The organism is Shewanella sp. Sh95 (genome assembly GCF_001308045.1).
In the GTDB taxonomy this organism is placed as follows: domain Bacteria; phylum Pseudomonadota; class Gammaproteobacteria; order Enterobacterales; family Shewanellaceae; genus Shewanella; species Shewanella xiamenensis.
On sequence record NZ_LGYY01000230.1, the window covers coordinates 1 to 18,194 of the forward strand.

Sequence of the window (18,194 nt, forward strand, 5' to 3'; positions counted from 1 at the left end):
CTAGTTTAAGGGCTTCTGCTTTAAATTCAGCAGTGTGAGTCTTGCGGGTCTTTTGGGTTGTCATATTCACCTCGTTAAGTCATTTTACTCACTTAGCGTGGTGTCCAAAAGTATTGGATCAGATCAGTTTAATCGTTTTAGGTGAAGTTCTGGGCAGTATTGGTGTAAAGAATGTTGTAGGATATTGGCTTCGCGCATCTTGTTGTCCAAGTGTAGTTTTTAGCGAAACCATTTGATCATGCAACAAGATGCGCTTCCACCCTAATTTGATGATTTATTTGTAAATCATCAGGGGATTCTTCAGCATCAAGCCACCACATATAGCTGAGTTACCACCAAATGCCTCCATTTTTTCTAGCACTATGATATTTTTTATTCCTGCTTTATGAGCTGAATAAGCAGCCGACAGGCCAGCAAAACCACTGCCGATAATGATAATATCAAATTCTTTATCCCAAGCTCTTCCATAATTATCGTTCGATGCTTTAATTGGAAATGCCATAGCGGCGGTAATGCCTGTTGCTAACTTAAGGAAATCTCTTCTTCCGGCCATAATACCCTCACCCATTAAATATTCTATTTAACAATCAAAAAATAAATTAATAGAAATAATAAATCGCAATAAATCTAATTTTTGGAATTAATTTTACTGCTAATTAAAAAATCGATAATCTTGTAAGCAACATTTAAAATAGGCTAACAATTATCACGATGTATGAGCATATTATTTTTATTAAACATTTGTTAATGTGACTAACGACCGCCATTTATGTCCATAAGTTTTTCTTATAATCTGAGCGTGATCTAGATCTATCTATAGGAAAAGTCGTGAGATAAATATTGATGATTAATTTTTTAGCATCAGACAAAAATTTAGTGTAAACAGCAAATAATTTCTTCAGTTCAAGAGGGGTAACTTAAAGATTTACTGAATTAGCTAATACATTATTTGATATTAATTTCCAAATAATTATTGGAAAGTGTTAAGGCTATTAATGACCGTTCAGTTAAAAAAAAGGAACCCTAGGGTTCCTTTTCTATTGATTCACTTAAATAAATGACTCGGTTTTTCGTTTGAGTCTTATTTTGCCTTGCGGTCTTTAATATGACTCAAGGCGCGTTTACGGCGACGCTCTTGGCTCATGGTCAGCTTTTCCACTTTGTTTTCAAACGGGTTATCACCCTCTTGGAAACGCAGTTGGATTGGCGTACCGACCACTTTTAATGAACGGCGGAAGTAGTTCATCATGTAGCGCTTGTACGAATCCGGTAGCTTGCTGACTTGGTTACCGTGAATAACCACGATTGGCGGGTTATAACCACCGGCGTGGGCGTATTTCAGTTTCACGCGGCGACCGTTCACCAATGGTGGCTGATGGTCATCCTGCGACATTTGCATAATGCGGGTCAGCATTGAGGTGCTCACGCGGCGAGTCGCACTGTCGTAAGCTTCTTCAATCGACTCAAACAGATGGCCAACACCCGTGCCATGCAGCGCCGAAATAAAGTGAATACGGGCAAAGTCGATAAAGCCTAAACGACGGTCGAGTTCACTCTTAACACGGTCTTTAATGCCTTGGTCGATGCCATCCCACTTGTTAACGGCAATCACTAACGCACGGCCTGCGTTTAGGGCAAACCCTAATAGGCCTAAATCCTGCTCGGCAACGCCTTCACGGGCGTCGATGATAAGTAACACCACGTTAGCATCTTCAACCGCTTTCAAGGTTTTAATCACCGAGAACTTTTCAATCACTTCATGGACTTTACTGCGGCGACGCACACCAGCAGTATCGATAATCACGTATTCGCGGCCATCGCGTTCCATCGGAATGTAAATACTGTCGCGAGTGGTGCCTGGCTCATCGTAAACCACCACACGCTCTTCACCTAAGATACGGTTAGTCAGTGTCGATTTACCCACGTTTGGCTTACCGATAATCGCAAGCTTGATCGGTAAATCCTGCAGACGTTTCTGCTCGGCTTCGGCTTCTTCTTCGGTGTACTGACGCTCGTCGACTTCTTCCTCTTCGCCTTGGCGTTCAATGCCCATAGCTTCGGCATAAGGGGTCAGTGCGTACTCAATCATGTTGGTCACGCCGCGACCTTGGGCGGCAGCCATTTGGTAGACTTCACCTAAACCTAACGACCAAAACTCAGCACAGGCAGAATCGGCATCAATACCGTCAATCTTGTTAGCCACCACGAAAGTGGTTTTTTGGCGACTACGTAAATGCTGAGCGATAGACAAATCCGCGGCGGTTAAGCCCGCGCGTGCATCGGTCATAAATAAGACAACATCGGCTTCTTCGATAGCGGCAAGGGACTGCTCGGCCATCTTAGTTTCGATCCCCTCTTCAGTGCCGTCGATACCGCCGGTATCCACCACGATAAACTCATAGCCGGATAAGAATGCTCGACCATATTTACGGTCACGTGTTAGGCCAGGAAAGTCAGCAACCAGCGCATCACGCGTACGCGTAAGGCGGTTAAATAAGGTGGATTTACCGACGTTCGGCCGACCAACAAGGGCCACTACAGGGATCATGATTTCGCCTCTAAAAAACTTTTCAATAAAAAGCCCCCGGAACACACTTCCAGGGGCTCTACAAGGATAACACTTTTAACTAAGGAAGTGTTACAACAGCTAACTTTCCGCTGCGACCTTGCACATAGATTTTATCATCCACCACTAATGGCTGGCTGAATAATCCAGAGCTGTCCACTTGGATACGACCGACAATACTGCCTGTGCTACGGTCGATAAAGTGCAGATAACCTTCAAAATCACCCACGACCAAATAGTCTTTATATACCTCTGGTGAAGTGAGTGTGCGATTGACCAGCTCAGAGTTGCTCCACAACTCTAAACCGTTACGTCTATCCACTGAATAGATACGACTGTGGTCATCAACCAAGAACAAACTTAAACCCGCCGTAGCTAACTCATTGAAGCTTGAGTACTTACGAGTCCAAATAATCCGTCCGGTGCGCAGTTCCATCGACACCAAGTTACCGTTGTAGCTCACCGCATATAAGTTATCGCCGAGGATCAACGGTGTCATATCCACATCGGCCATACGGGTAAACTCATTGCCACCTGTAGGATTATAGATGGCTTGCTCCCACGCAGCTTGACCGTTGTTTTTGACGACAACAGCCACTTTGCCATCGGCGGTACCAATAAAGAAACCACCCGCTTCATAAGCTGCGGAACCCGTTCCTCGGAGCGTCAGGTTAGGCAACTGCATGTTATAAACCCACAGTTTTGCGCCAGTATCAACGTTATAGGCTTCAAATGAACCTGAACTGGTGCTCACCACCACGACGTCGTCAGCCACGGTTGGCTTAGATAACAATTCGCCACCAGCAATCACATGCCATAATACTTGGCCGTCTTCTGCATTCAGCGCAGCCAAAAGGCCACTCTCACCGCCGATAAAGAGCTTATTGCGTGCCGCTGTTACACCAGCGGCCAAACGTGCGCCTTTGTTTTTGGCTAAGGCGTTATCACGGAACTCTTCACTAAAATCTTTTTTCCAAACCTGTTCACCCGTTGCTTCATCAAAAGCAACGACTTCACCATAACGGTCGGCCGCAAAAATTTTACCGTAACGAACTGCAGGGGTAAGGCGAGAGTAATAATCACCAACACCATCACCTACAGAGGCGCTCCAACTTACTTCAGGAAATACTGTCGCCTGAATCGCAGTTAACTCACTTACCGGTTCTTCTTCCACATCACTAGAAGAACAGGCGGATAACATGGCTAGGCTTAACCCAGCGGCTAGCAGGTTCTTGCACCAAGACTTCATCAAGGGATCCCTTATGCTTGATTTAAGTTATCAAGTTTGATTTTAAGTGCAGGGCTGGTCACAACACCGCCGTTATCCATTGCTGCCTGATAAGCAGTTTTCGCTTTATCGGCTTGGCCTTGACGAACAAAGAAGTCACCTTTCAGTTCTTCACGTTGTGCTAAAAAAGCCTTATCAGTCACTTGATCTAGCGTGGTTAACGCAGTGTCAACTTGACCTTGTTCAGCCTGAATACGCGCTAAACGCAATGTTGCAATAGTGTCTAATCCGGCACCTGGCTTAGCAGCAATCACTTTCTTCAGAGCTTCTTCGGCCTTAGGAAAATCTTTTGCTTCCACCGCTGTTTTCGCAACGATCAGGTCTAGCAGTGATTGATAGCCCTTTTGGTCGTAATTTTTCGAAAACTCAGCCACGCCAGCAATCATAGCCGCTTCATCGCTTGATTTGGTGGTTAAGGTTTGGAACGCCTGTGATGCTTCTTCGGCCTTCACGATTTTCATGTCGGAATAAGAGTTCCAACCGTACAGGCCGCCTAAACCAACGACCGCCCCGATAACAATCGAGGTTCCATAGTCTTTCCAGAACTGTTTGATAGCATCAACTTGTTGTTCTTCTGTGCTATAAATTTCCACGCGCACGTCCCCTTATTTGCTAAGTTCAGCTAAAAATGCGTTTAATGCATTTCGAGCGACCCGTTGTTGTTCGTTGTCATTGCGTAAGTATTTTACGGTAACCACACCTTCGGCGAGTTCTTCTTCGCCAATCAGTAAGGCTACTTGAGCGCCGCTTTTATCGGCACGCTTCATTTGTTTCTTCAGATTGCCACCACCACAGTGACTCATGACTCGCAGAGTGGGCAATGCTGAGCGTAACTCCTGCGCCACTTTAATGGCTTCAACCAAACAGCTATCCCCCATCGCCGCGACATACACATCAACAGCCGCTGGGATATCTTGGGTCAGCTCTAAGGTTTCAAGCAGTAAAACGATGCGCTCTAATCCCATCGCAAAACCGACGGCTGGCGTATCTTTACCGCCCAATTGAGCAACTAAACCATCGTAGCGACCGCCCGCAAGTACTGTGCCTTGAGAGCCTAAGCTATTGGTAACCCATTCAAAAACCGTGCGATTGTAGTAATCCAGACCACGGACTAAGCGCGGGTTAACTCGGTATTGGATGCCAACCGCGTCGAGGAGTTCACGCAATTGTGCAAAATGTTGTGAGGATTCTTCGCCTAAGTAATCCATCAGCGCAGGCGCATCACCTAAAATGCTTTGCACTTGGGGATCTTTTGAGTCCAATACGCGCAGCGGATTGCTGTACATACGGCGCTGGCTATCTTCGTCTAGTTTGTCCTTATGTTGCTCTAAAAAGGCTATCAAGGCTTCACGGTAGGCGGCGCGCTCGGCAGGATCGCCTAAAGTGTTCAGCTCAAGCGTCACATGCTCGCTAATGCCGAGTTTTTCCCATAGACGGGCAGATAACATCAACACTTCGGCGTCGATATCAGCGCTACCAATACCGTAGACTTCAACACCAAATTGATGGAATTGGCGGTAACGACCTTTTTGTGGACGTTCATGACGAAACATGGGGCCCATGTACCACAAACGTTGTTCTTGGTTATAGAGCAGGCCATGCTCATTGCCGGCACGTACAGTCGAAGCGGTACCTTCGGGGCGCAATGTCAGACTATCGCCATTACGGTCTTCGAAGGTATACATTTCTTTTTCAACAATATCAGTCACTTCACCGATAGAGCGTTTAAAAAGATCGGTATTTTCCACTATTGGAGTGCGGATCTCACTGTAACCATAAGCAGCAACGCTTGAACGTAGTACCGCTTCCACTTTTTGCCATAGAGGACTTTGAGTTGGCAGAATGTCATTCATTCCGCGAATCGCTTGGATCTGTTTTGCCACTGTATCGACTCGTCCGATTTCGCTAAATTAATAAAAAATGTCAGGCATTATAGGCTGTTCAACACTAAACGTAAAATGACCCCGTCAGTTTCGAGGTCTAGCTCAAGCCTTGAATGTTTTTATAACGCTTAACCTATGAGGTTATTCGGCTGCGGTTGTTACTCAGTAGTGTCTTTCACTTGGATGCGGTTAGCCATTTGGCTCGCCTTGGCGCGAATTTTAGCTTCGAGGGAATCGACTAGGTTATCATTGTCGAAACGCTCTTTTTGACGCTCACCTTCATCGTAGTAACCACTCTTACGATGACCACCCGTTAAGCCAATGTGCGACACTAAGGCTTCACCTGGGCCATTGACCACACAGCCGATGATCGACACATCCATCGCGGTCGTCACATCTTCAAGGCGGCGTTCTAACTCATTTACTGTGCTGATCACATCGAACTCTTGACGTGAGCAAGAAGGACACGCAATAAAGTTAATGCCACGGCTACGGATACGCAGTGACTTTAGAATATCAAAGCCGACTTTGATTTCTTCCACCGGATCGGCCGCCAAGGAAATACGCAGCGTATCACCAATGCCTTCGGCAAGCAGCATGCCTAAGCCGACGGCTGATTTCACCGCACCGGCACGGGCACCACCCGCTTCGGTAATACCTAAATGCAATGGCTGACGAATTTGCTTAGCCAATAAACGATAGGATTCTACCGCTAAGAACACATCGGAGGCTTTTACGCTGACCTTAAATTGGTCGAAGTTCAAACGGTCGAGAATGTCCACATGGCGCATGGCCGATTCGAGCAGGGCTTCTGGCGTAGGTTCTTTGTATTTGTCCATCAGATCTTTCTCTAATGAACCACCATTAACCCCGATACGAATTGGAATGTTTTTATCGCGGGCGCACTCCACCACACTGCGGATACGCTCTTCGTTACCGATATTGCCTGGGTTGATACGCAAACAGTCCACCCCATATTCCGCCACTTTTAAGGCGATACGGTAATCGAAGTGGATATCGGCAACCAAGGGCACTGACACCGATTGCTTAATCACTTTAAAAGCCTCGGCCGCGTCCATGGTCGGCACAGAGACACGCACAATGTCGGCACCCACTTTTTCTAAGGCGCGAATTTGGGCAATGGTCGCCTCAACATCAGTCGTTTTAGTGTTGGTCATTGACTGCACTGCAATCGGTGCACCATCACCAATGGGTACATTGCCCACATAAATGCGGGTTGAAGGACGTCTCTTAATGGGTGTTTCGTTATACATACTCAATACGCTCTTTTCGGTACTCTGCGTTAAGCGTGAGACTTAAGCCTGTGGGATAGTCAAACGCGCAACACGACCCTTAGGAAATTCAGCAAGACTGATGGCTTTACCATCAACCGTAAAACTAGACACAACAGTCGGCGCGCCTAAGATCACTTTAAACGGAGGCACACCACTGGCTTGAATAGTTGCGCCAGCACCTCGGACCCCATCAACAATCGCTTTGCCCTTGGCATCGACGATGTTGATCCAGCAATCACCCGTGAGTTGAATATTGATATTGGATTGTCCAGCAACCACAGGCATGGTTTGTTCACTCGAAGCCGCTGGCGTGGCACTGTTCACCGGCGCGCTGGCTGTTGGTACATTTTGAGCCGCTGCGTTTGTTGCAGAAGAATTTTGTGTAGAAAGCGTGTTTTGCGCAGTCACCCCTGCCGTTTGCACCGCACCTGATGCACTTGGGGGAGTATTAGGCTCACTCGCATTGACTGTCGAATTGGCAGACACCTGCCCAGCTTCCATTGCTGCCATATCACTGATATTCGGGTCAATAGTACTAGCATCAGTATCTTTTACTGGACCATCGGTCGCCATTGAACCGTTGACCGCGATCTCACTCAAACGTGCACTCGCATCCGTTTCGGTGAGCAAAACATCACCCGGCAAGGTTTGATTCGCCGCGGCTAACTCTTCAGCGGTTGGTTTTGAAATATCGACATGAGTCACTAGCGTCGTTCGTTGCATCCACCAAAGCACAAACAGACCGAGCAACACGATGACAATAAAAAAGCTCAGCCACTTTAATTTAGTGTCACGAGCTTGATAAGTGGTCTTACGGGAAAAACTTTGCATCGCAGGCTGTGTTACATAGGGCACCTGCCTTGCGAGACAGGCTTCGATGAGCGTGTTGTCGACCCCAAGCATACGCGCATAATTTTTAACGTATCCGCGTACGTAGGTTGATGAGGCAATATTTGAAAAATCATCGGCTTCGAGATTTTCAACAATACCAGGCCGCAAATGCAGCTTCACAGCTGTCTCCGCAATGCTCAAGCCCATCTGCTCACGAGCTGTTTTGAGTACGCTTCCGAGCGTTACATTAGGCGTCGACTCAGCTTCTTCTGTTGTCACTGGTTCTACTGACGCGTTCATTTCGTTATCTTTCATTGATGCAAATTAACTCTATATTGCTTGGCTTGAGGCGATGCTGGGAATTTGGCAAGCAATAAAATGCCAAATCGTTTCATGGCAGCATCATCATTCAACGCCTGCTCAATTTTTATTCCGAGCGTTAAACTCTCTGGAGTCTGGGCCGCAACTTGGTGGTAACGCGCTAACTGGTTACGCGCATCAACATAATCACCTTTATCTATCCCAAGCTCAACCAGCTCCAGTAAAGACACCGAGCGTCTCGGGTCATACTTTAACGCCATCTGAAAATACTGTCGTGCCTTTTCTGCTCGTCCCGCGTCTCTGCTGCAAAGACCTAAGTTTTCATAACTGGATGCGGTACGCGTATATTTGGGCATTTCTATTGCAGCCAAAAACATTTTTTCAGCTTTTTCGTATTGCTTTTGTTGGCACAAAAACACCCCAAAGTTATTCATGGAATCGCCAGAGGCGTCCTTAGTATTGATAGCGTCCTGATACGCCTGTTCGGTACGTACTAAATCGCCTACGGTTTGATAGTAATAAGCCATTGCCACATGCACATCTTCGAGCTCTGGCGCATATTCGATTGCTTTATCAAGATTATACTTGGCTTGTTCCGAGTTACCTCGATTAAGGTAGGTTAAACCGAGCTGCATACGCTCCCGCGCAGCGGCAACTTTATCCAGTTTTCGCTCCGACACCGGAATATCAGTCCCTGAATAGGTACGCTCAGTTACGCATCCTGTCACTAATAATGACAGGGCTATTGCTAATGAAAACCCTGACAATCCATGCTTCATGGGCAAGCCTATAAATCTGTGCAAACAAAGAGTTAATTCATTGTGACCGAAATCTGATTTTCTTGCATGCGTTTTTTTGCTAAACGCTTGGTTCGATCGCGAATATCCCCTGCCAGCTGTCCACAGGCGGCATCAATATCGTCACCACGGGTCTTACGCACAATCACGGTTAAGCCATATTCCATTAACACTTTCGAAAAACGGTCGATGCGCGAGTTTGACGAACGGCCATAGGGTGAACCTGGGTATGGGTTAAACGGAATAAGGTTTACCTTACAGGGGGTATCCTTCATTAATTGTGCTAATTCATGGGCTTGTTCGGTACTGTCGTTGATGTGATCGAGCATCACATATTCCACGGTGACACGGCCACGGTTAGCGTTAGATTTGGCGATGTAACGGCGGATCCCTGCAAGAAACTCCTGCAGTGGATACTTTTTATTCACCGGAACCAGAATATCGCGCAGCTCATCGTTTGGCGCGTGGATACTCACGGCTAATGCGACATCGAGGGCATCACCTAATTTGTCTAATGCTGGAACAACGCCTGAGGTCGATAGCGTTACGCGACGTTTTGACAGACTAAAGCCAAAATCGTCTAGCATGATGTCCATTGCAGGGATCACGTTAGCAAGGTTAAGTAGAGGCTCACCCATCCCCATCATCACCACGTTGGTAATGGGGCGCTCGCCAGTATCTTTCGCGAATCCTAAGAAATGCGAAACACGCCAAATTTGGCCAACAATTTCAGAGACAGTTAGGTTGCGGTTAAAGCCTTGCTGCGCCGTAGAGCAGAAAGTACATTCGAGGGCACAGCCCACTTGGGACGACACACACAAGGTAGCGCGGTCATCTTCAGGAATATAAACAGTTTCGACCTCTTGGCCTTCACCGACATGGATGGCGAACTTAATGGTGCCATCGGCGGATTTTTGATAGCTGGAAATCTCGGGCGCCACAATCTCACAGCGCGCCGCCAGTTTTTGGCGTAACACTTTGTTGATGTTAGTCATCTCTTCGAAGTCACTGACACCGAAATGATAGATCCACTTCATCAGCTGATCGGCACGGAAAGGCTTCTCACCCAGATCGGCAAATAATGCCCGCATCGCTTTACGATCAAGGTCTAATAAATTGATCTTTTTTTCACTCATAGGACTAACCTCAACACCAAAACCTGCAACAGGGCGGCGAATTATACAGACGCAGAAAAATTTTAGCCAGCAACTCCATTCTCCTATGCTAGAATCGCCGAGGGTCAATGTTGGCCTAAATTATGGAGTTGTAATACCACCAATATGTTAACCCTCATCATTATAGTGCTTGTCGCTGTTGCAGTTTCTTTTCTGTGCAGTGTATTCGAAGCTGTGTTGCTCTCGGTTACCCCTAGTTATATCGCTACGCTCGAACAAACTGACAGTGCTGCGGCGACAAGGTTGCGTAAACTGAAAGAGAACATCGAAGCGCCATTGGTGTCTATTTTGACCCTCAATACTGTTGCCCATACCGTAGGTGCCGCCGTTGCTGGTGCGCAAGCCGCTAAGGTCTTTGGGGATGATATGCTCGGCGTTTTCTCCGGAGTGTTAACCTTTATTATTCTGTTCTTCTCAGAGATTATTCCTAAATCTGTCGGAGCCAACCACTGGCGCCGTTTAGCCCCAAGCGTATCGATTGCCATTACGTGGATGAAGCGTGCTACCCAGCCATTAATTTGGATGTCGCAGCAAGTGACTCGCCTGCTAGGTAAAGGTGAAGAAGGCCAATATATTCGCCAAGAAATGAGCGCGATGGCCAAAATCGGTCAAGAATCCGGTGAGTTAGACGAACAAGAATCCAAGATTTTGACCCAAATGCTTAAGGTGCGTGATGTGCCCGTTACCGCGATTATGACGCCGCGCACCGTGATGTTCTCTTTGCCTATTTCACTGACGCAAAATGAGTTTGTGCAAGAATATCGTGACAAGCCTTTTACGCGTATTCCGGTATACGATCAGGACCACGACGATATTATCGGCTATATCACCCGCACCGATGTGTTGCTGGCTGAGCGTTATACTCCTGACGCGCCAATTGGCGAACTCAAGCGTAGCCTGTTTGTCGTACCCGAAACGGCCAAAATCCTGCCGTTATTTGAGCGGATGATTAAGCGCAACACCCAAATTGCCATGGTGGTTGACGAATACGGCAGTAGCCAAGGTATTGTGACCCAAGAAGATATTATCGAGTCGCTACTGGGATTAGAGATTGTCGATGTGAATGACCCCGCGACCGACATGCAGCAATTGGCGCGTAAACTCTGGACCAAACGCATGAAGCAAAAAGGCATTCGCCTCTCCGATGATGGCGACTTCGAAGCCGCAGCCGACGATGATGAAGCACGCTCGGGTTAATCTTGATTTAGTCATTGTCAAAGTAAAGGGAGCTTAGCTCCCTTTCTTGTTTTTGATGAGAAGGTTATAATCTCCCGCCGTAAAAGAGGTAAGTTATGACACAGAGATACACTCTCTCACTCGCGCACATCAACGATACCCATTCGAATTTTGAGCCTAGCCGCGTACATTTTTCCCTTAATCTTGGGCTTAAATCCTTAGATATTACCAGCCACAGCGGTGGTTATGCTCGTTTGGGATATCAAATTAGCCAGGCGCGCGTTCAAGCCATCCGAAGCAATACCCCGTTTTTATTTTTGCATGGGGGCGACAGTTTCCAAGGCACACTGTATTTCAGCCATTTTAAGGGTAAAGCCAACGCCCATCTGCTGAATTTACTTGCCCCCGATGCCATGGTAATTGGCAACCACGATATTGACGAAGGTAATGCGCGGCTCGCCGAATTTGCCAAGCAAATCGATTTCCCGCTGCTGGCGGGGAATATGGACTTGAGCCAAGAGGATATCCGCAAGCCGGGTAACCTGCGTACTGTGGCGAATATTCTGGCCTATGATGAAAAAACACAGCTTGCCAGCTACCTAGAAAAGCCCTTCTATGACAAAAAGCTCGCCGTCATCGGCATTACTCTGGATCAGATGAAGGACATTGCCAGACCCGATCCCGATACCCACTTTGTCGATGCGATTGCGACCACGGCGCGAACCGTCTCGCATCTGCATGCCAAAGGCATTAAGCACATTATTGTGCTGAGTCATTTAGGTTTAGATCAGGATAAACGGCTCGCAGAACAAGTCGATGGTATCAGCCTTATCGTTGGCGGCCATACCCATACTCTACAGGGCGACTTTAGCGCCTTGGGGTTAAGCAATCTTCCCTATGGCGAAACCATCAATGGCACGCCAATTGTCCATGCAGGGAAATACGCCGAAACCTTAGGTTTGGCCGAAGTTGAGTTTGATGAAGCTGGCCGCGCGATAAGTTTAAGCGGTGGCAACTACTTTATGCTCGATAAGCAGTTTATGTTGAGTTCGAGTGAGCAAGTGGATGACACCGACTATCAAGCCGTGCGCCAACGCTTTGATGAACATCCCTATATATTGTGGGATGAAGCCGATGAAGATATTCATGGCGTGATCCACGATATCTATCGCCCTGCGATTGCCGAGATGGAAAACAAAGTCTTAGCTCTAGTGCCTAAGAATCTGGTACACACCAGACTACCTTCTAAGGCGCTGCCCCATGGCAGTGAAATCGCGCCTTGGGTAAGTCGCAGTATGTTCCAAGAGGCTAAACTTGAAGACCCTCGCATCCACTTTGCCCTGCATAATGCGGGTGGTGTCAGGCAATCGGTCGCTCAAGGCAGACTGACCCTCGCCGATGTGTTGGGCCAATTGCTGCCCTTCGAACTGCCATTAGTCAAATACGAAATCCATGGCCAATTTCTGTATCAGGCGCTGGAGTCGGCGATTAACGCCGCCACCAATAACAGTGTACGCGGCACAGGCGCTGGCAGCTTCCCCTATACCTATGGATTGCGTTATTACTACGATGGCAGACGCCCCTTAGGGGAACGTTTATTCAAGCTAGAAATGATGCAGCAGGATGGATTATCACTCTGGTATCCAGTGCAACCCGATGCGCTCTATGTGGGGGTATCAACCTCTTATACCGCCGCGGGGAAAGAAGGTTATCACCCACTGTTACAGGCACGCTGGCAAGAGCCGATTGAGACGCTCACCCTACCCCAGGCTTTTATTCGCTTCCTCAATCGGGCGCCCAACCCCAATTTAGCGGACTTGCTCTCACCCCATGTGCATTACACCAGCCATTTGAAGCGTTCAGTGTAAGCGCACTGCCACAAACCTCTATCCTCTTTATCAATCACAGTACTTAGCCGAAAGGTTAAGTACTGTGATTCACTCAATCCACTATCAATACTTGCTCTTTACACCTCACTAAAACAACCAGTCGCAATGGGGCAAACGCTCGGCAAACCACGCCTGCGCCTTGCCTTGGTTGCCCTTGCGCCACGCCAGAAACACCGGCTGCGCCGGTCTTGGGATCTCAACCTTGCACGCGACCAATGCGCCTGAAGCGAGTTCTTCGCGAATCAAATGCTTGGGAAGATAACCTACACCTAGCCCAAGTTGCTGCGCTTTAATCTTGGTCTGCATGTTCGGCACGCGGATGACTTGTCGACTATCAAATAACCCACTGGAGCGCTGCGCGAGCGCCGTTGAGCTGTCGGCCACCACCACGGAGGGAAATTGCAACAAGGCTTCGGTCGGGATTGGATGGTCAAACTGCGCCAAGGGATGGTGAGGCGCAAGGGCAAAGATGAATTCAAGCATACCGATCTCAACTAAGTGATATTGCCCCTTAGGTAACTCCCCCGTGACCCCAATGGCAATATCGGCGCGGCCCGAATACAGAGCATCCCAACCGCCACCCAATGACTCCTCAGTGATATTGATGGTCACCTGTTTACCTAACTCGGTAAATTCAGCAATTAGTTTAAGCAGTGGTAAATCGGGCACTACAGTGTCTATGGCTAAGGTTAACGCCGACTCCCAGCCCGTTTCGAGTTGCCGAACCGCCTCTTCAAGCCTTGCAGTGGCGGCTAAGATCTCCCGCCCTTGGCGTAATACCAGTTGGCCAACTAAGGTCAGCTCGGCGCGCTGCCCCTTACGTTCAAATAATTTTACCCCTAAATCGCTCTCTAATTTCTGCACTGTATAGGTCAGCGCCGATGGCACTCGGAATAAGGATTCAGCCGCAGCCGAAAAACTGCCTTTCTTATCAATAGCATCTAGCACTATCAATCCATCGAGACTCATCACTGGCAACATAAGTGCTCCACATTCAAATTTTTTGAAATATACTTTGAAAATGTTCCGATTTTCTTCCTTAAAGGTCAAGTCTAGACTGTAAACCAATGGAGAGATTGACGCTAAATCTCGACCGACTACCCCATTAACGACACAGTTAAAAAATTTGAATTAAGGAACATCCCATGAAAGCACTTATCACAAAATTACTGACCTCTACCCCAAGTTTCGCCCCATTGGCCCTGCGTATTCCTATCGGGATCATCCTCATGGCCCACGGCTCGCAAAAACTCTTCGGCTGGTTTGGCGGCTACGGTTTAGAAGGCACAGGACAATGGATGGCCTCCATCGGCCTAACACCAGGTTACTTAATGGCGCTGATGGCAGGTTCAAGCGAATTCTTTGGTGGCTTGCTGATCATTATCGGTTTACTGACTCGGGCAACGGCACTGGTATTGTCCTTTACTATGGTGGCCGCGATTTTCTCGGTTCACATTGGTAACGGTCTGTTCCTTAGCAATAACGGTTATGAATTTGGTTTAGCCCTGTTAGCCGCTACGGTATCTCTGGCCGTGTCAGGTGCAGGTAAACTGAGTGCCGACAACCTGTTAGCCGCACGCTTAAAATAAGGAGTTAACGATGATCCGTATACGTAAAGCGCAGGACCGTGGGCAGGCAGACTTAGGCTGGTTAAAGAGTCAACATACCTTCTCGTTCGCAAGTTACTACGATCCGCGGCATATGGGTGTGTCTTCCCTACGAGTCATTAATGATGACAGAGTCGCGCCGAACGCGGGGTTTGAAACTCATGGCCATAAAGACATGGAAATCATCAGTTATGTGATTTCAGGCACCATAGCCCATAAGGACAGCTTCGGTAATATTAAGACCTTACCAGCGGGTGAGTTTCAGTTAATGTCTGCTGGTAAAGGGATTTATCACAGCGAGTTTAATGCATCAAACACTGAGCCACTGCACTTTTTGCAGATCTGGATCCAACCAGACACCTTAGGCATTGATGCGGGTTATCAGCAAAAGGCCTTCGAGCAAACCTCGGCGCTGACCGCCGTGGTCACCCCAACGGGTGAAAATGGCACCTTGAAAGTACAGCAGGATGCGACCTTATATCGCCTTATGCTGGCACCGCAAGAGCAAGTGAATATGCCGCAGCTTAAGCCGCAGCGTCAGCTCTATGTGCAACTGGTGGAAGGTACGCTTAAGGTCAATGACCAAGTACTCACGCCGGGAGATGGCGCGCATATCACCGCCGAAGAAGTGGTTAGATTTAGCGCCACTGACAGCCCAGTCACAGCACTAGTGTTTGACTTAGCCTGATGATGCTTACTGACCAATAAAAAAACCGCCAAGGAAACGAGGCGGTTTTTTATTACTCTGTGTATGGTGTATGGCTAAAACAGAATTGTCTCTTCAAGCGCAAACCTATGATAAGGACATGATCAAACTAAAGTTCACTAACACCTGCGCCCTGTCGTTTTGTTTGTCTTCAGCGGTGAGATAGCGGCGTAGTTCATTACGGCGAATGCAATTAAAGCCCTGTTTTTCAAAGAAAGGCCGCGCCTGATAGGAGGCTTCAACTGTGAGTCTTTTAAGGTTTAGCCTTTTCGCCTCTTCGAGTAGTGCCAAGTATAAATGTGTCGCTACACCAGCACGACCATATTCAGGATGAACAAACAGACAATCAACTTCGCCGACTAAGCAATCAAGCTCTTTATCGGGGCACAACCTTAAACTGATAAAACCAACCAGCTTATCGTCTTCAAGTGCAACCCAAGTGGTTGTATCTTCTAACTTGGCCAGCCAGTAGGCATCGCTGCGTGCCTCACCTTGATTTTGCGCCCACGCTAAACGTTCTGTCAGCGAGTAATATTCCTGTGCGCCCTCCATAACACTGGCGTTAAATACCGCCGCCACCTGCGCCACGTCCGCAGGAGAAAATAAGCGTATCTGCATTGGAGTCCACTCCTATGGGTTAATCATGACCAATGGGCACACAGGCAGTGCATTCCCATTCAGTTAGAGTTTTTTAGTCATATAAAAACTCGGCAACACTTGGCCCAGTTTTTGTTGATAGCTGCGTTGCTGTTGGACGAATCCGAGTTTAATAAACAGCCCACGGGAAAGATAAGAAGCATCGGCACTTAATTGGCTGTAACCTTGCTTCCTCGCCCATTGCTCTAACTGTCTGATAGCCAGTTCACCGAGTCCACAGCGCTGCCAATTAGGATGAATATACAAACTATCGATATATCCCCTATGGCGAAAATCCGTTTCAACATTGATAAAACCTGCACAAATCTTAGTTAAGCTCAGCGCATCTGTCACCAAAATAATCCAAGCTTGGGAACGACTTAAACGTAAATGCCAATGTTTACTGGAACGGGGCGAGGGTGACCAGGCATTTAACTGCGCAGTAGTATAACGCTCATGCTGTATTTGATGAACACAGTGATGAAAAAGCTGACTGACCGCACTTGCATAGCAACGCTGATAAGCGACGACTTCAATTTTCTCGTTAGTTTGGTTAGACGTTGGCACGGTATGCTCAAATATCATTGCGAGTATTTGCCGTATTTTGCAGTTATTTATTGAGAAGTGATAGCGTTGACGTTTATTTAAGCCGAACACCGCTGAAAACAAAACCGCCTCGAACAAGGCGAGGCGGTTTAGGAACTCATTGCAACATGAATGTTGCTAAGACATCGATTATTTCTTCTCGATTTGACCAACAAACAACAGCTTGTCGAAGGTGCGGTTTAAGGTTTTGCTGGTGAACTGGTTCATCCACATTTGCTCAACCACAGCTACTTTGTCACCTTTCTTGACTTCAGCTTCTGGGCCAGCGGCCCAAAACGTGTTGTCAGCTTCTTTAATTTGAACATAGGTGTAGCCGCCACCATTCATAGTATCAACCACAGTACCTTCATGAACTACGCCCTGTGCCCAAGCACTTGACATACCTAACGCTAATGTTGCTACAGCAGCTAATTTTACCAATTTTGCCATCATGCCTTTTGTTCCTTGTGTTTTACTAATATGCAGCATTAAAACATGCCATAGGTAATAAATCGCCAATCTCTATCACGAAATACAACACTTATCGCAAAAGTAGGATTTTTATCTCCAGCTAGGGAACTCATTTCAATAGCGGTTTTAACATGCCCTCAAGGCCATTGAGTTTTACCTCATAAATCAGCGCTAACTGCTCCCCTAATTTTCCCTTTGGAAAACCTTGTTGATGAAACCACACAAGATAGGGTTCAGGCAATTCGAGTAAGCGGCGGCCAGCATATTTACCAAAGGGCATGACCTGATTTACGGCATCGATAAGCTGTTGTTGATCCATGACAGTATTAGCTTGAACTCAGACAGAAAACTAGATTGAGGATGCTACCCTAATACCCAATGAATGCCTATGGCTAATACAAGCTGAGAACGACTAAGGGAGGGATAAACTCAGAGCAAACAGCAGGCTTACCCTGAGTTGATACGGCATCAAGCGTAGATTTTACGCAGATTCGGTCCAAGATTCGCACAATGTGAATACTCAAAACCGTACTCAATACAGAGTCGTTCTTCTTCTCCGTGGGCGTTAATGCTCACACAAGTTCCTTGACTCGCATGCTCATCAACAAAAGTCATGACTCGCTCTAACATTATTTTTGCCAGCCCTACATGCCGGTATTCAGGTAAAACAATAAAATCCTCAATCGCCAGATGGTTAGCCTTATCACCATATACGCAGGCTGTTGCCACTATCGCGCAGGTATTTTTTGACTGATCACTCGTTAAGCGAATAGATACCCAATATAAAGGCTGTAACGGATGCCCATCAGCCATCTCAACGCCGATAGAAGGATACCCAGCCCTGAAGGATCCCCTCATAAATCAGCCATAGCATAGCCATATTTGAGCAACTGATTGGCGAATAATACCCAGGCCGCCAGCAATTCTTTCTCCGTGATTTGATAATCAGGCCGCCTGAGTACCTCCAA

The 18,194-nt window shown here is 47.3% G+C and carries 19 protein-coding genes; 4 read left to right on the forward strand and 15 right to left on the reverse strand.

Annotated features, from left to right (window positions below; genetic code table 11):
- Positions 1-274 precede the first annotated feature (274 nt).
- The 9 genes from AEA42_RS16685 to AEA42_RS16725 form a co-directional block, all read right to left on the reverse strand.
- On the reverse strand, positions 275-568 hold the full coding sequence (locus tag AEA42_RS16685) for an FAD-dependent oxidoreductase (RefSeq protein WP_055648332.1): 294 nt from the start codon (positions 566-568) through the stop codon (positions 275-277).
- A 513-nt stretch (positions 569-1,081) separates the two neighbouring features.
- Positions 1,082-2,548: a ribosome biogenesis GTPase Der gene (gene der, locus AEA42_RS16690; RefSeq protein WP_037420678.1), complete on the reverse strand. Its 1,467-nt coding sequence runs from the start codon at positions 2,546-2,548 to the stop codon at positions 1,082-1,084.
- A 79-nt stretch (positions 2,549-2,627) separates the two neighbouring features.
- A complete protein-coding gene (gene bamB, locus AEA42_RS16695; protein ID WP_037424915.1) occupies positions 2,628-3,815 on the reverse strand; it encodes an outer membrane protein assembly factor BamB in 1,188 nt (395 codons plus the stop codon).
- A gap of 11 nt (positions 3,816-3,826) precedes the next feature.
- A complete protein-coding gene (locus AEA42_RS16700; protein WP_055648333.1) occupies positions 3,827-4,447 on the reverse strand; it encodes a tetratricopeptide repeat protein in 621 nt (206 codons plus the stop codon).
- A 12-nt stretch (positions 4,448-4,459) separates the two neighbouring features.
- Positions 4,460-5,737, reverse strand: a complete 1,278-nt coding sequence (hisS, locus tag AEA42_RS16705) for a histidine--tRNA ligase (RefSeq protein WP_055648334.1) — start codon at positions 5,735-5,737, stop codon at positions 4,460-4,462.
- Between the two features lie 158 nt (positions 5,738-5,895).
- The gene (gene ispG, locus AEA42_RS16710) at positions 5,896-7,011 is read right to left on the reverse strand and encodes a flavodoxin-dependent (E)-4-hydroxy-3-methylbut-2-enyl-diphosphate synthase (RefSeq protein ID WP_037420691.1); all 1,116 of its coding nucleotides are present in this window, start codon (positions 7,009-7,011) and stop codon (positions 5,896-5,898) included.
- Positions 7,012-7,053: 42 nt separating this feature from the next.
- Complete coding sequence (locus tag AEA42_RS16715) at positions 7,054-8,178, reverse strand: RodZ domain-containing protein (protein ID WP_055648335.1); 1,125 nt, start codon at positions 8,176-8,178, stop codon at positions 7,054-7,056.
- Complete coding sequence (gene pilW / locus AEA42_RS16720; RefSeq protein WP_037420698.1) at positions 8,175-8,963, reverse strand: type IV pilus biogenesis/stability protein PilW; 789 nt, start codon at positions 8,961-8,963, stop codon at positions 8,175-8,177. The genes AEA42_RS16715 and pilW overlap by 4 nt, the downstream gene beginning before the upstream one ends.
- 32 nt (positions 8,964-8,995) lie before the next feature.
- Positions 8,996-10,117, reverse strand: a complete 1,122-nt coding sequence (locus AEA42_RS16725; protein WP_011622013.1) for a bifunctional tRNA (adenosine(37)-C2)-methyltransferase TrmG/ribosomal RNA large subunit methyltransferase RlmN — start codon at positions 10,115-10,117, stop codon at positions 8,996-8,998.
- Positions 10,118-10,261: 144 nt separating this feature from the next.
- On the opposite strand from AEA42_RS16725, the gene AEA42_RS16730 reads away from it, so the two are divergent.
- Positions 10,262-11,353, forward strand: coding sequence for a hemolysin family protein (locus AEA42_RS16730; RefSeq protein ID WP_037424927.1), 1,092 nt, complete (start codon positions 10,262-10,264; stop codon positions 11,351-11,353).
- A gap of 95 nt (positions 11,354-11,448) precedes the next feature.
- Positions 11,449-13,200, forward strand: a complete 1,752-nt coding sequence (locus AEA42_RS16735; RefSeq protein WP_055648336.1) for a bifunctional metallophosphatase/5'-nucleotidase — start codon at positions 11,449-11,451, stop codon at positions 13,198-13,200.
- A 108-nt stretch (positions 13,201-13,308) separates the two neighbouring features.
- Here AEA42_RS16735 and AEA42_RS16740 read toward each other — a convergent pair whose 3' ends face one another.
- Positions 13,309-14,202 (reverse strand): LysR substrate-binding domain-containing protein, encoded by an 894-nt coding sequence (locus AEA42_RS16740; protein ID WP_037420707.1) that lies wholly within the window; start codon positions 14,200-14,202, stop codon positions 13,309-13,311.
- 164 nt (positions 14,203-14,366) lie between these two features.
- Between AEA42_RS16740 and AEA42_RS16745 the strand changes: the two genes are divergently transcribed.
- Both AEA42_RS16745 and AEA42_RS16750 read left to right on the forward strand, forming a co-directional pair.
- Positions 14,367-14,810 (forward strand): DoxX family protein, encoded by a 444-nt coding sequence (locus tag AEA42_RS16745; RefSeq protein WP_055648337.1) that lies wholly within the window; start codon positions 14,367-14,369, stop codon positions 14,808-14,810.
- 10 nt (positions 14,811-14,820) lie between these two features.
- Complete coding sequence (locus tag AEA42_RS16750; RefSeq protein ID WP_055648338.1) at positions 14,821-15,516, forward strand: pirin family protein; 696 nt, start codon at positions 14,821-14,823, stop codon at positions 15,514-15,516.
- 105 nt (positions 15,517-15,621) lie between these two features.
- On the opposite strand, the gene AEA42_RS16755 is transcribed toward AEA42_RS16750, so the two are convergent.
- The 5 genes from AEA42_RS16755 to AEA42_RS16775 all read right to left on the reverse strand — a co-directional run bounded on the left by AEA42_RS16755 (position 15,622) and on the right by AEA42_RS16775 (position 18,084).
- Positions 15,622-16,152 carry a GNAT family N-acetyltransferase gene (locus AEA42_RS16755; RefSeq protein WP_037429406.1) on the reverse strand — a complete coding sequence of 177 codons (531 nt, stop codon included), beginning with the start codon at positions 16,150-16,152 and terminating at the stop codon, positions 15,622-15,624.
- A gap of 63 nt (positions 16,153-16,215) precedes the next feature.
- Positions 16,216-16,737, reverse strand: a complete 522-nt coding sequence (locus AEA42_RS16760) for a GNAT family N-acetyltransferase (RefSeq protein WP_156312360.1) — start codon at positions 16,735-16,737, stop codon at positions 16,216-16,218.
- 168 nt (positions 16,738-16,905) lie between these two features.
- Positions 16,906-17,208, reverse strand: a complete 303-nt coding sequence (locus AEA42_RS16765; RefSeq protein ID WP_011622005.1) for a hypothetical protein — start codon at positions 17,206-17,208, stop codon at positions 16,906-16,908.
- A gap of 127 nt (positions 17,209-17,335) precedes the next feature.
- Positions 17,336-17,545 carry a DUF3820 family protein gene (locus AEA42_RS16770; protein ID WP_011622004.1) on the reverse strand — a complete coding sequence of 70 codons (210 nt, stop codon included), beginning with the start codon at positions 17,543-17,545 and terminating at the stop codon, positions 17,336-17,338.
- 149 nt (positions 17,546-17,694) lie between these two features.
- On the reverse strand, positions 17,695-18,084 hold the full coding sequence (locus AEA42_RS16775; protein WP_156312361.1) for a GNAT family N-acetyltransferase: 390 nt from the start codon (positions 18,082-18,084) through the stop codon (positions 17,695-17,697).
- Positions 18,085-18,194: the final 110 nt, after the last annotated feature.